We start from the raw sequence: 13,009 nt of genomic DNA on the forward strand, positions 1-13,009 counted from the left end.
ATGAGCTGGAAGGATACCGCCGAACCGGTACTCACGCGGATGCCCGCAGTCCGTCGCCCGGAAGGGCACGTGCCGTTCCGCCGAAAGCTCGGCTGGACGGCTGGGGTTCTCGTGTTGTACTTTTTCCTGACGAACGTGTCGCTGTTCGGGCTGGGGACATCGACCGACGCCTTCGGGCGCTTCCGGTCGATTCTGGCAGGGTCGCAGGGATCGCTGATGCACGTCGGCATCGGTCCGATCGTGACGGCGAGCATCGTCCTGCAACTGCTCGGCGGTGCCGACCTGCTGGGACTCGATACCCAGAACAACCCGCGCGATCAGGTGCTCTACCAGGGCCTCCAGAAGCTACTGGTGGTTATCATGACGGCGCTGACCGCGCTACCGATGGTCTACGCGGGCTTCCTGCGTCCGGCACCGGCGGTCGCGCAGTCGCTGGGCGTCAGCCCGAGCACGCTGCAGTTCCTGATCTTCGTGCAGGTGTTCATCGGCGGTATCCTCATCCTGTTCATGGACGAAATCGTGAGCAAGTGGGGCGTCGGCTCAGGTATCGGGCTGTTCATCATCGCTGGCGTGAGCCAGCGAATGGTCGGTGGGCTGCTCGGATTCAACGAGTTGCTCGGCCGCGGAAACGACGGGATCATCGCGACCTGGGTGCGTGTCATCTTCGGCGAGCGTGAGCTTTCGGGCAGTCTGCTCACGCCAGCGGGCATACAGGACGTGTTGCTCGGTCCCGGCGGGCAGTTCCAGGTCGGGCTGTTGGCCGTGTTCACCACCTTCGCGATCTTCGGGATCGTCGTCTACGCGGAGAGCGTCCGCGTCGAGATTCCGCTGTCGAACACGCGAGTCAAAGGTGCCCGCGGCCGGTACCCGGTGAAGCTCATCTACGCGAGCGTCCTGCCGATGATTCTCGTTCGGGCGGTCCAGATGAACATCCAGTTCATCGGCCGCATCCTGAACGACCAGTGGGCAGGGATGCCCGCGTGGCTGGGCGTCTACGGCGAACAGGGACAGGCCCAGGAAGGGCTGTTCTACTTCCTCTCGCCGATCCAGTCGCCAACGGACTGGATGTGGTTCGCCGGCTTCGGCGGGGGTAACGAGGTCTGGGAGATCCTCCTGCGCGTCGGCGTCGACCTGACGGTCATGATCGTCGGTGGCGCGGTGTTCGCCATCTTCTGGGTGAAGACCACCGACATGGGCCCCGAGGCGACCGCCAAGCAGATCCACGGCTCCGGCATGCAGATTCCCGGCTTCCGGCAGAACACCCGGAGTATCGAGCGGGTGCTCGAACAGTACATCCCGCAGGTGACCGTCATCGGCGGCGCACTGGTCGGGTTCCTCGCCGTGATGGCGAACATGCTCGGCACCATCGGTGGCGTGACTGGAACCGGACTGCTACTGACGGTCTCCATCACCTACAAGCTCTACGAGGAGATCGCAGAGGAGCAGTTGATGGAGATGCACCCGATGATGCGCAAGATGTTCGGGTAATCCGGACCGTCTCACTGCTTTTTCACGCGGACGTAGAACGTCTCGGTTCTCTTCAGTCGTGGACTAGCACGTCGAGTACGTCAGTGCCGTCGTTGTCGAGTGCCTCTGCGAAGGTCGATCCGATCTCGTCGGGCGTCTCGACCAGGTGGCCGGTCGCGCCGTGGCTCTCGGCGTTCGTGACCAGATCAACCGGCGGCTCGAAATCCATGCCGACGAACTCGTAGTCGTCCTCGTCGCCGCCCATGATGTCGAGCGTGTTGTCCTTGAGAATCCGGTAGTTGCGGTTGTCCGGAATCACGACCGTCAGGTCCACGTCGTGGCGGACCGCCGAGTAGATCGACTGCGGGTAGTACAGATACGAGCCGTCGCCGATGAACCCGACGACATCTCGCGGATCGTCGCGCATCTGTTCCGCGATTGCCGCTCCGATCGACGCCGGGAGCCCGTAGCCCAGTCCCCCGCCCTTGTTCGAGATGTACTGGTCCGGTTGCAGGGTCCAGCGGGTCAGCATCGCGTACTTCGAGGTGACGCCCTCGTCGACGATGTACGCGTCGCCCGCGACATCTTCCATCGCGTCGACGAGTTGGGCCTTCGAGGCACGGGGATCGTCGGTCGCAGAGCCCTCGCCCATCCCCTCCATCTTCGCGGCGACGAACTCCCGGCGAGCGGCGACGGATTCCAGGCGGCTCTCCCGGAGGGACTCGGGGAGATCGTTCGCGAGGATGTCGGTGAGTTCGGACATGACCCGGCCCGGATCACCGATGACCGCGGCGTCGGCTGGCTGGTTTTTCCCGATCTGCCAGGCGTCGTCGCTGATGTCGATGCAGGTGGTCTCCGGCGGGATGAGTTCGGTGTCGTGGCGAGTCAGCGTCGTGTTCGTCGAACAGCCCACCTGGACGAGCACGTCGGCGCTCATCAGCGTTCGCGCGAGGGTCTCGTCCGGAGCGATGTACGAGACCCACTGGTCGTGGTCAGTCGGGAAGTTCACCTCGCAGGAGAGAATCTCGCCGTGGACGCGTGCGCCGACAGTCTCCGCGAGTGAGACCGCGGCCTCGACGCCGTCTCGCCCCGAGCGGGCGACGCCGTCGCCGAGCACCATCGCCACGTCTTCGCCCTCCGAGAGGAAGTCAGCGGCGCGAGCGATCTGTCCCGGATCGCCGCGCCCGCCGTCGGGAATCGTCCCGAGCCGTTCGGGTTCGGCCGTCGTCTCCGCCAGCATCTGGTCCAGCGGAAGCGCGAGAAAGACCGGCCCGGTCGGTGGTGTCAGCGCCGTCCGGACCGCCCGGCGGAGCATCGTCGGTAGCGCCTCGACCGAGCGAACCTCGTCGGACCACTTCGTGAACTGGTCGGTCATCTCGACGAGGTCGCCGTGGAGAATCGGTTCCTCGTGGCGGAAATCTGTGCTGTGGATCCCGGCCGTGATGAGCACTGGTGCTCCCGCAACAGACGCGGCGTAGATGTTTCCGAGGCCGTGTGCCAGACCGGCGGAGAGGTGGAGATTGGCCACGCCCAGCGGGAGCACGTCGCGCTCGCCGACCTGATCCGCGGTATTGTGGGCGTGGTATCGGCGCGTGCTCGCGTACCCCCCGGCCATCCCCGTCGCAATGTCCTCGTGCAGGCCGAGAATATACTCGATATCCGTATCCTCTGTCGCGTGGACAATCGGGAGTTCCGTTGTCCCCGGATTCCCGAAGATGTGTTTGACGCCGTACTGCTGTAGCGTCTCCACGAACAACTCCGCGCCTGTCCGTTTGGAATCTGCCATACCCTCTCATTCTGGCGGTCGAAGTAAAATTCTACCGCCTGTCCGCGGCGATAGCTCCCGATTGGTAACCAGGTTCGGTCGTGTAATTTACACTACTCACCGAGATTCCGCTTCTGATTTACGACAATAGCCGGGTTCGTGCTCGGTCGAGACCGAGACGGACGGAGCTCAGTACTCGAACTCGGTGTCGATTTCGCTGGCCGTCTCCGTCATGACGATCGCCGCCTGGCTGAACTGCATGACCTTCTGCATATCGCCGTCGAGGTCGAAGGTGCCGTCCATCATCCCCTCGACGGGGTTGATCTCGCCGGCCGTGAGCCGTTTCCACTGCTCGTAGCCGCCCCGGAAGGCGAAGCCGTAATCCTCGCTCTCCGGGCCCTCGGTCACGTACGCGTCGAGGCAGGCGCCGTCCTGCAGTTCGAGATACATGTAGACGGGCTCGCCGTCGTAGCTCCCGTCTGGCTGGATCTCGAAGAGGAAGTCGCCGTTGAATCCGACACCCCATCCCTCGCCGGCGTGTGAGTACTGATCCGACTCGTTCAGTTTTCGCTCGTATTCGGCCACCCACTCCTCGGCCTCACTGGGAAGTTTGTACGTCATAGTTGCACCCAATCCGTACCCCTACTACCGGGACCTAGAAGTTAAAACTCCGTACAGACCGGAATACCCATCGTGTCGAAGTCGCCGAGTCGCTCCATCACGTCCGGCACGTCGCCCAGTCCGCAGGTCTCCGAGACGATCTTGCCGGGTTCGATCTTGCCGCTGTCCATCATCCGGAAGATTTCGTCGTACTCGTGTGGCGGCATACCGTAGGTGCCGTGGAAGTCCCGTTCGTCCCAGACGATGTTGTCGACCGGCAGCGAGACCTCTCCCTCCTCCTCGGAGGTCGTCAGGCCGGCCTGGAGATGCTGGCCGCCCTTGGCGAGGCAGTCGACGGAGTTTTGGATCGTCTCGGCGATGCCCAGGGCTTCGACGGAGACCTGGACGCCGCGGCTCCCCTCGGTGAGTTGTTTGACCGCCTGCGGAACGTCCTCGACCTCCCGGGAGTTGATCGACGCGACCGCACCGAGTTCCTCGGCCATCTCCAGTTTCTCGTCGATGATGTCGACCGCGATGACGTTCCCGCCGAGCGCGTTGGCGGTGTGGACTGCGGACATGCCGACGCCGCCACAGCCGTGGACGGCGACCCAGTCCCCGGGTTCGATATCGACACGCTTGCTCACGCCGTGGAAGGCGGTCGCGAACCGACAGCCCAGCCCGGCGATCTCGTGAGCGGGGATGTCGTCGGGCACTTCGACGAGATTCTGGTCGGCGTTGCGCACGGAGTACTCCTCGGCGAACGCACCCTTCTGGAAGTCGACGAATCCCATCGGGACCGACGACTCACAGATGTTCGCCTTTCCGGCGCGACAGTACGGACAGGTGCCGTCGCTGAGGTTGAACGGGTTGGTAACCCGGTCGCCCTCGGAGAAGCGCGTGACGTTTTCACCGACTTCGACGACGCGCCCCACCGGCTCGTGACCGAAGATCAGTCCCGGCTGGGGGACGAGCCCGATCCAGTCCCAGTCCCCCTGCCAGGCGTGCCAGTCACTCCGGCAGATTCCACAGGCCTCCGTTTCGACCACGACCTCCTCGGGTCCGCAGTCCGGGCGGTCGACCTGCTCTAGCTGCAGCGGTTCTCCGACGCCTTGGAATACTACTGCATCCATACCTACCCCCTTGCTCTCCACACGTAAATACTTATCTCATAATTCTGTCAGGAATTCCGGGGTTCAGCGGCTATCGGCCGGGTCGGACCGACGGAATGGGCGGATTTCAACGTCGGCCGGACGACTGGAGTTCACCTCCTGTGGTTGATCTGTGAGCGCTCCGGCACCACGGGTCAGCCCGTCGGGCCGGCGTAGCAGGTGTCAGCCGCGACGCGTGTTACCCGTCTATCTTCCGTCGGGGTTCCTAACGGTTGGGACGGGTCTGTGTGGGTTTTTATTAGCTCCCCTCCTGGTCAGTGTGAGACGCGTGTCGATGCAGACCGATTTATACGTATCCAGCCCCAACAGACGGGTATGAGCCAACAGGAAGAACTCCCGCAGTCGGAGGAGGAATGGCGCGAGATTCTCACGGACGAGGAGTACGAAATTCTCAGGGAAAACGGAACAGAACCGCGGTTCAGCGGCGAGCTACTGGATGTCAAGGAGGAAGGCACCTTCCACTGTAGCGGCTGTGGCGCGGAACTGTTCCACTCCGAGCAGAAGTACGACTCCGGGTCGGGCTGGCCGAGCTTCTACGACGCCTACAAGGAGGGCAACATCGAGACAGATGTCGACACGAGTCACGGGATGCGCCGGACGGAGGCCGTCTGTGCGAACTGTGGCGGCCACCTCGGCCACATCTTCGACGACGGGCCGGAGCCGACCGGCAAGCGGTACTGCATCAACTCCGTCTCGCTGGAGTTCGAGCCCGACGAATAGCTGGGTTTTGCGGCCGTAGTGACTCCTCTCTCGGAGCAGGTCAGAACAGAGAATGGCTGGTGGTTAGCTCGAACTCTGCGTCTCGTCGTCGAGTTCGAAGTCTTCGTCGGGTTCCTCGTTGTCGAGGTCGACCGTCGAGCTGTCGGTGTCCACGTCTGCCTCGGGGTCCATCTGCTCTTCCATCTGTTCGAGCTCCTGTTCGACCTGCTGGCGGCCTTTCTGGAACTCTCCCATCGCCTGCCCGGTCGAGCGAGCGAGTTTCGGGATCTTGTTTGCACCGAACAGTAGGACTGCGATCAGGAGAATGACGAACATCTCCATGCCGCCGGGGATCGGCCCGAAGAGGGGCACGAGTGTCGTAGCCATTTCTACCTGTGTCTTACCGAGTGCCGATTATAGTCTTTTTGCTCGCTACAAGGATCTGAAGGAGTATCCACCGCCTACCTGGCCACCACTCGCAATCCAAACCATGATGAAACCCCCAGCCGAACACCTGGTATGGTCTCAGAAGGTGACAAGGCACCGACGTTCACGGCACCGATCGCAAACGGCGAGGTCGAAACGTTCGACCTCGAAACGGCACTGGAGGACGGTCCGGTCGTCCTCGCTTTCTTCCCCGGCGCGTTCACCAGCGTCTGCAGCCACGAGATGAACACGTTCCAGGACCGACTCGCGGAGTTTACAGACACCGGCGCGACGCTGTACGGCGTCAGCGTCGACTCCCCCTTCACGCTCAACGAGTTCCGGGAGAAACTCGGCTTGGAGTTCGATCTGATCAGCGACGCGAACCGCGAACTGATCGAGGAGTACGACATCGTGACCAGTTTCGACCAGTACGGGATCGACGAACTCGCACAGCGAGCGGTCTTCGTCATCGACGAGTCCGGGACGATCACGTACGCGTGGGTCGGTGACAACCCCGGAATCGAGCCCGATTACGACGAGGTTGAAGAGGCGGCAGCGGCCGCTGCGAACTGATCGGACCCGCGGTCTTTTTTAATCGGCTGTCGTAGGTACGGCCATGGTCGAGGATTCCGGTGCGGACGAGAGCCGTGACTCCGTGGAAGACACCGACGCCGAGGAACTGCGCCGCGGCATCCGTCGAGCGAGCGAGGACGACGGGACCGAAGGGGGCGTGGAACTCCGTCGGTACGACCCGGGCAGAGAACACTCCTTTCCGGACGAGCGAGTCAACGCGGTCCTGGAGTTCATCAGAACTGACGAAGAGATCGGAGTGTATCTCGAAGCACAGAACGTCAACCCAGTCACCCGCAAGCAGTACAACGACCACGGACCGAAACACGTCGAAATCGTCCGCAACCGGGCGCTCTGCCTGTACGAACTGCTCAAACGCGGCGGGGTGGAGTTCAACGGCGCCCGTGAACAGGGGTTAGAGGAGGCCGACGAACCGGTGATTATCGCGCTGGCGGCGACGCTTCACGACATCGGCCACGTCGTCCACAGAGACGACCACCCCTACTACTCGATTCCCCTCGCCGCGGATATGCTCGACCGAATCCTCGGCGAGTTCTACGACCTGGAGGAGCGCGTCCGGATGAAAGGCGAGATTCTCCACGCCATCATCTGCCACCACACCGAGGAGGATCCGCTCACGCTCGAAGCCGGGGTCGTTCGCGTCTCGGACGCCCTAGATATGGAGCGGGGTCGATCCCGCCAACCCTACGAACAGGGCGGGCGCGGGATCAACACTGTTTCCAGCCAGGCAATCGAGCGCGTGATGCTCCGGGACGTGTCCGGCCCGACGGTGCTCGTCGAAATCGCCATGACCAACGCCGCGGGCGTCTTCCAGGTGGACAACCTGCTCAAGGCCAAGGTCGAAAACTCCGGACTGGAGGAGTACCTGCGGATCGTGGCGATCAACTCACACCACGACGACAAACAGATCGTCGAGCGGATCGAACTGTAGCTACTCGTCTCTCGTGAGCGCGTCGTCGCCGTGGCGCTCACGGAGATCAGCCAGATACTCTTTCTGTTCCTGTACGCGCGGCGTCGGCGTCTCGTAGGGCCGCTCGAACATCGCCATCGGGTCGGGGTCGGCCTGTTCCGCCTCGTCGATCATCGCGGCGACTTCGTCCTCGACCGTAGAGTGAATCTCGTCGACAGACTCGTCGTCGAGCAGACCGCGGTCTCTGAGGAAACTCTCGTACCGCTCGATGGGATCGAACGCCCGCCAGCGCTCGACTTCCGCCTGCTCGCGGTAGGCGTCGGGGTCGTCGACTGTCGTGTGGGCGCCGAGTCGGTACATGACGGCTTCGATGAGAGAGGGGCGTCCGGCGCGACCGACCCCCTCCGGTGGCTCGGCATCGGGATCCCGGGCCTTCTCGACGGCCGCCTCGGTCACCGCGTACACCGCGAGTGGGTCCATCCCGTCGACGCGCATCCCCTCGAAGCCGTAGGCCTCGGCCTTCTGTGCGATGGTCGCGCTCGCAGTCTGGTTCTCCCGCCCGACCGAGATGGCGTACTGGTTGTTGTTACAGAAGAAAATCGCCGGGACGTTGTACACGCCCGCGAAGTTCAGCCCCTCGTGGAAGTCACCCTCGGAGGTCGCTCCGTCCCCGAAGTGACACATGACGACGTTGTCGTCGCCGTTCAGTTTCGAGGCCCAGGCCATCCCCGTCGCGTGAGGGAGTTGACTCCCGATAGAGATGTTCATCGGGAAGATATACTCGTCGGCCAGGTGGCCGTTGCCCTCCTCGTAGCCCATCCAGTAGAGCAGGTACTTGTAGGACATCCCTCGGACCCCGACGGCCCCGTGTTCGCGGTACTGGTAGGAAATCCAGTCGTCGTCCGCCAGGGCGTGCGTCGAGGCGACCTGCGCGGCCTCCTGGCCGGCCAGCGGCGGATACGTCCCGATCCGGCCCTGTCTGTGCAGCGTGACCGCCCGCTCGTCGAGATGGCGAGCGAAGACCATCTGTTCGTACATCTCGACGAGTGCCTCCTCCGACAGATCCGGCACGGTCGCACCGTCGAGGACGGACCCGTTCTCGTCGAGCACCTGCACGAGATCCGGCTCCCCCGGCAGACTCCCAGTCGTTGTCATACAGTGGCGGTCGCCGCCCAGTCGCAAAATTGTTTCTGTCGGTCGGCCGACCGTTCCGGGGACTCCGCGCGGCTCCCGGGGTAAAGTACATGCAGGGGGCTGTAGTTAGAGGGTGGTATGGGAGACAACCGAGTCGGTGACGGGGTCGACGAAGATGTCGCGACCGCGTTCGGGACGTTCGCGCTCACTGACACAAGCCTCCACGAGGCGGCGCGGGCGAACGGCGTCACGCGGTGGGAACTCGAAGACGCGATCGAAGAGGCGGGACTCAGCGAGACGTTCGACATCGAACGGGAGGGCGACGTCCGGGAGACGATAGACGAACTGCTGGACGATTGAATGCTCCGACTGGTGGGAAAACCGCTGCCACACCGGACCGAGTGCGGGTACACTCGGATACGTGACCGGCGATCCGTCGTGCGGTAACCACCATTGAACACCTCGGAGTGACACGGCAGACGCCGTTGACTCGACACGAGCGGTGGGTGCTCGAACCGATGTCAGCGTCTCCGAGCGCTATTCCCGGAAGGTGAGCCAGTCACGGACCTCGCGGACCAGACTCAACACGCTGTCAGGCTCGGAGCCGACGGAGGTGATGTGGCCCATCTTCCGGAGGTTGTAGACCTCTCGTTTCCCGTACCAGTGCAGCGAGACGGTATCGGTTCGGAGCACGTCCTCGACGCCGGAGAGTTCTGCGTCCTGCCGAGTGTCGACATCACCGAGGATGTTCGCCAGCGCCGTCGGTTCCCGGCGGTCGGTCGCTCCCAGCGGGAGACCGGTGACGGCCCGGAGATGTTGCTCGAACTGGGAGGTGTGACAGCCTTCGATCGTCCAGTGTCCGGAGTTGTGTGGCCGCGGGGCGATTTCGTTCAACAGAATCTCGCCGTCGGCCCGCTCGAACAGTTCGATCCCGTAGACCCCTCGCCCGGCCATCACGTCGAGAATCTCGGTCGCCACCTCGCGGGCGCGTTCGCGGGTCTGTCCGTCCGTCCGGGCGGGAGAGACCGTCTCTCGAAGGATCTCCTCGCGGTGGATCGTCTCCGTGACGGGGAACGTGTCGGTTTCGCCGTCGCCTTTGCAGCCGATCACCGCGAGTTCGCGGTCGTAGTCGACGAACTCCTCGACCATCGCCGGTCCCTGGATCGCCTCGAAGGCGGTTTCGACATCCTCCGGGCTCTCCACGAGGACGTTCCCGCGACCGTCGTATCCGCCCTCGCGGGCCTTGAGCATCGCCGGATAGCCCAGGTCGTCCAGCGCCTCCCGGAGTTCGGCGGCCGAGTCGACGGCCTCGTAGGCGGGAACGGGAATCCCGGCCTCGCTGAGCCGCTCTTTCTGGACGAGTTTGTCCTGGATCATCCGCAGCGTCTCGGGGCGGGGGTGGACCGGCGTTCCGGTCTCCTCCTCGACGGCTTCGAGCACGTCCGGGTCGGCGAGTTCGATCTCGAAGGTGAGGTAGTCCGCCCGCTCACCGAGTTCGTAGATCGTCTCCTCGTCGTCGAAGGCGCCGACGACCTGATCGCGGGCGACCAGCGACGCCGGACACTCCGGTGTCGGGTCGGAGACCAGCAGTTCGATCCCGAGCGGCGAACCGGCCTCACCCAGCATGCGACCGAGTTGGCCGCCACCGACGACACCCACAGTCACGCCTGGCGAACGCAGTTTCATACACTCTGGTTCCCCACCGACCCGCAAAAGCGTTGTTTTCCGCCGCCCTCCCGGTCCCGAATGTAGCCAGCCAGTGGCTTTTTGACACCAGCACAGTAGTATCGGGTATGGGAGATTTCGACGGTCTCGACCTGCAATCTGTCGAGGACCAGCTCGGAGACGAAGAGGGGGTCGACGGCGGCGGACGCATCGTACTCGGCGTGCTCGACGGGACGACACCGAGCGAGGAGTGGGTCGATCTCGTCGACGACGGCGCTGTGCTCGTCCTCGATGTCGACGGTGACCTGAACGAACTCGGCTCCGGATTCGCCCGCGAGGTGAGCCAGGGGGGCGGCAATCTCGTCCACTTCAGGGGGTTTCTGGTCGTCACGCCGCCGGGAGTCACGATCGACACGGACCGGCTCGAATGACGGGTATCGTCTTCTTCCGGACCGACCAGCGCCGACGGATCGTCGAGTTCTACACCGAACGGCTCGGCTTCGAGGAGTGGCTCGAACAGGACGGTGGCTGTACGATTCTGCAACGGGACAATCTGCTCGTCGGGTTCTGTGACGACGACCGCCCGGAGACCGAGGGAGTCGTGACCGTCGTCGTCGAGGACCGCGCGGCCGTCGAGGAGTTGTACGGCAGTCTCGAACCGCGGGCACGCGGGCCGCCAGAGACCAACGCCGACTTCGATATCTACCAGTTCTTCGCGGACGATCCAGACGGGCGTGCCGTCGAGGTGCAGACGTTTCTCCACGAAACCCCGCCAGTCTCCTGAACGACCGTTCGCGCCGAGAGGGCCGGATAAGTTGACGGTAACTATCCGCATCCCTCCCCGAGAGAACGTATGATCTCGAACCAGCGGGCGGACTGCCGACGACCGAGAACGAACGAGCACGCGACTGGACGGCCCCGAGCGGGAGGTCGGTGATGATCGACTGGCGCGCCGTTACGGTCGGCTTTCTCACAATTATGGGCCTCGGCGCGGTCGGGCTGATCATTCCGGGACTGGGACAGCTACTCGCGGCGGTGATCGGCGGCGCGGTCGCGGGCTATCTCGCCGGCGGCGGCCTGTTCCGAGGCTCCTGGCACGGCCTGCTCGCCGGCAGCCTCGGCGGCTTCTTCATCGCGGTGTTAGTCTGGATCGTGATCTCTATCGTCGGGCTCAGCCTCGGTCCGGTCGCGGGCGCTATCGGGGCCGCGCTCGGATTCGGGACGTTCGCGATCATCGTGTTGGTCTCGCTGATCGCCGCCATCGAGAGCGCGCTCGGCGGCGCTGTCGGCGGAGCGCTCGCCGGTTAGAAAAGCGAGTTCGTCGCGCGTCGAGCGCCGGCGAACGGTTCACTCGACGCGTTCGACGATCGTCGCGATCCCCTGTCCGAAGCCGATGCACATCGCACAGAGGCCGTACTGGCCATCACACGCGTCGAGCTGGTAGGGGAGTTTGCCGAGAAGCGCCGCGCCGGTCGCGCCCAGCGGGTGGCCGTGAGCGATCGCGCCGCCCCAGACGTTCGTCTTCTCCCAACTCGCGCCCGTCTCTTCGAGCCACGCGGTGATGACGGAGGCGAAAGCCTCGTTGATCTCGAAACGGTCGATGTCGTCGACGGTCATATCGTTCTCCTCGAGCAGTTCCTTCGTGGCCGGGATCGGACCAGTGAGCATCGTCAGAGGATCGACGCCGACGACCTTCGAGTCGACGATCCGGGCTTTCGGTTCCCAGCCGTGTTCCTCGCAGGCCTCGCCGGAGGCGACCAGCGTCGCCGCGGCACCGTCGACGATGCCGGAGGAGTTGCCGGGGTGGATGACGCCGTCGCCCTCCTGACGGAAGACCAGCGGGAGCTCCGATAGCGTCTCCATGTCCGTCTCCGGGCGGGGGTGCTCGTCGGTGTCGACGGTGACTTTTTCCCCGTCGAGTTCGGTTTCGACGGGGACGACCTGTTCGTCGTACGCACCGCTCTCGGCGGCTTCGGCCCAGCGTGTCTGCGAGTCGAGCGCAATCTCGTCGACCTCCTCGCGGGAGAACCCCCACTGCTCGGCGATGCGTTCGGCTCCCTCGCCTTGCGTAGTCAGTTCGTCGAAGTACTGGAAGTAGGTATCAGTCAGGGCCTGACCGTCGAGATCCGGGTTCTGTGAGGGGTTGTCGCTGCCCATCGGCACCCGCGTCATGTGCTCGACGCCGCCCGCGACGACGACATCCTGCATCCCCCCGCGGATCTGGCCGGCGGCGAAGTTGATCGCCTGCTGGCCGGAGCCGCACATCCGGTTGAGTTGAACGCCGGGTACGTCGTCGTCCCAGCCGGCGACCATGGGTGCGATACGGCCGATGTTCAGTCCCTGCTCGTCGAGCGGCGAGACACAGCCGTAGACGACGTCCTCGATATCCTCGCTGCCGTCGAAGCCGTTGCGCTCCTCTAGCGCCAGCAACGGCTCGGCCGCCAGATCCTGCGGATGGGTGTCGCTGAAAACCCCGTCCTCCTTCCCGAACGGCGTTCTGACCGCGTCGACTATGTATGCCTCTGGCATACCAGTATCATTTGCTGGCATCCTGTTTAGTCCTTGTCCTGAGTCCGCTCTCGG

The 13,009-nt window shown here is 63.9% G+C and carries 15 protein-coding genes; 8 read left to right on the plus strand and 7 right to left on the minus strand.

Annotated features, from left to right (window positions below):
* Positions 1 to 1,488, plus strand: a complete 1,488-nt coding sequence (gene secY, locus GRX03_RS13225; RefSeq protein ID WP_159764695.1) for a preprotein translocase subunit SecY — start codon at positions 1 to 3, stop codon at positions 1,486 to 1,488.
* Between the two features lie 52 nt (positions 1,489 to 1,540).
* Here the strand turns inward: secY and GRX03_RS13230 are convergent, their stop codons facing one another.
* The 3 genes from GRX03_RS13230 to GRX03_RS13240 form a co-directional block, all read right to left on the minus strand.
* Entirely contained in the window at positions 1,541 to 3,253 is a 1,713-nt protein-coding gene (locus GRX03_RS13230) for a thiamine pyrophosphate-binding protein (RefSeq protein WP_159764696.1), read from the minus strand.
* Between the two features lie 168 nt (positions 3,254 to 3,421).
* A complete protein-coding gene (locus tag GRX03_RS13235) occupies positions 3,422 to 3,853 on the minus strand; it encodes an SCP2 sterol-binding domain-containing protein (protein ID WP_159764697.1) in 432 nt (143 codons plus the stop codon).
* Between the two features lie 41 nt (positions 3,854 to 3,894).
* The gene (locus tag GRX03_RS13240; protein WP_159764698.1) at positions 3,895 to 4,962 is read right to left on the minus strand and encodes a zinc-dependent alcohol dehydrogenase family protein; all 1,068 of its coding nucleotides are present in this window, start codon (positions 4,960 to 4,962) and stop codon (positions 3,895 to 3,897) included.
* A 354-nt stretch (positions 4,963 to 5,316) separates the two neighbouring features.
* Here GRX03_RS13240 and msrB point away from each other — a divergent pair, with 354 nt between their 5' ends.
* On the plus strand, positions 5,317 to 5,721 hold the full coding sequence (gene msrB / locus GRX03_RS13245; RefSeq protein WP_159764699.1) for a peptide-methionine (R)-S-oxide reductase MsrB: 405 nt from the start codon (positions 5,317 to 5,319) through the stop codon (positions 5,719 to 5,721).
* Between the two features lie 63 nt (positions 5,722 to 5,784).
* Here the strand turns inward: msrB and GRX03_RS13250 are convergent, their stop codons facing one another.
* The gene (locus GRX03_RS13250; protein ID WP_159764700.1) at positions 5,785 to 6,087 is read right to left on the minus strand and encodes a twin-arginine translocase TatA/TatE family subunit; all 303 of its coding nucleotides are present in this window, start codon (positions 6,085 to 6,087) and stop codon (positions 5,785 to 5,787) included.
* Between the two features lie 132 nt (positions 6,088 to 6,219).
* Here GRX03_RS13250 and GRX03_RS13255 point away from each other — a divergent pair, with 132 nt between their 5' ends.
* Both GRX03_RS13255 and GRX03_RS13260 read left to right on the plus strand, forming a co-directional pair.
* On the plus strand, positions 6,220 to 6,699 hold the full coding sequence (locus tag GRX03_RS13255) for a redoxin domain-containing protein (RefSeq protein WP_159764701.1): 480 nt from the start codon (positions 6,220 to 6,222) through the stop codon (positions 6,697 to 6,699).
* Between the two features lie 43 nt (positions 6,700 to 6,742).
* Entirely contained in the window at positions 6,743 to 7,648 is a 906-nt protein-coding gene (locus GRX03_RS13260) for an HD domain-containing protein (protein ID WP_159764702.1), read from the plus strand.
* Here GRX03_RS13260 and pdhA read toward each other — a convergent pair whose 3' ends face one another.
* Entirely contained in the window at positions 7,649 to 8,782 is a 1,134-nt protein-coding gene (gene pdhA / locus GRX03_RS13265; protein WP_159764703.1) for a pyruvate dehydrogenase (acetyl-transferring) E1 component subunit alpha, read from the minus strand.
* Between the two features lie 117 nt (positions 8,783 to 8,899).
* Here pdhA and GRX03_RS13270 point away from each other — a divergent pair, with 117 nt between their 5' ends.
* Entirely contained in the window at positions 8,900 to 9,121 is a 222-nt protein-coding gene (locus GRX03_RS13270; RefSeq protein WP_159764704.1) for a hypothetical protein, read from the plus strand.
* A gap of 177 nt (positions 9,122 to 9,298) precedes the next feature.
* Here the strand turns inward: GRX03_RS13270 and GRX03_RS13275 are convergent, their stop codons facing one another.
* On the minus strand, positions 9,299 to 10,447 hold the full coding sequence (locus tag GRX03_RS13275) for a 5-(carboxyamino)imidazole ribonucleotide synthase (RefSeq protein ID WP_159764705.1): 1,149 nt from the start codon (positions 10,445 to 10,447) through the stop codon (positions 9,299 to 9,301).
* Positions 10,448 to 10,554: 107 nt separating this feature from the next.
* Between GRX03_RS13275 and GRX03_RS13280 the strand changes: the two genes are divergently transcribed.
* The 3 genes from GRX03_RS13280 to GRX03_RS13290 all read left to right on the plus strand — a co-directional run bounded on the left by GRX03_RS13280 (position 10,555) and on the right by GRX03_RS13290 (position 11,734).
* Positions 10,555 to 10,857: a DUF5779 family protein gene (locus tag GRX03_RS13280; RefSeq protein ID WP_159764706.1), complete on the plus strand. Its 303-nt coding sequence runs from the start codon at positions 10,555 to 10,557 to the stop codon at positions 10,855 to 10,857.
* Complete coding sequence (locus GRX03_RS13285) at positions 10,854 to 11,210, plus strand: VOC family protein (RefSeq protein WP_159764707.1); 357 nt, start codon at positions 10,854 to 10,856, stop codon at positions 11,208 to 11,210. Before GRX03_RS13280 ends, GRX03_RS13285 begins: the two co-directional genes overlap by 4 nt.
* Before the next feature lie 152 nt (positions 11,211 to 11,362).
* Positions 11,363 to 11,734: a DUF5518 domain-containing protein gene (locus GRX03_RS13290; RefSeq protein WP_159764708.1), complete on the plus strand. Its 372-nt coding sequence runs from the start codon at positions 11,363 to 11,365 to the stop codon at positions 11,732 to 11,734.
* A 39-nt stretch (positions 11,735 to 11,773) separates the two neighbouring features.
* Here the strand turns inward: GRX03_RS13290 and GRX03_RS13295 are convergent, their stop codons facing one another.
* Complete coding sequence (locus GRX03_RS13295; RefSeq protein WP_159764709.1) at positions 11,774 to 12,955, minus strand: thiolase family protein; 1,182 nt, start codon at positions 12,953 to 12,955, stop codon at positions 11,774 to 11,776.
* Between the last annotated feature and the right edge of the window lie 54 nt (positions 12,956 to 13,009).

The sequence above is a fragment of the Halovenus carboxidivorans genome, assembly GCF_009831575.1.
GTDB classification, from domain to species: Archaea; Halobacteriota; Halobacteria; order Halobacteriales; family Haloarculaceae; genus Halovenus; species Halovenus carboxidivorans.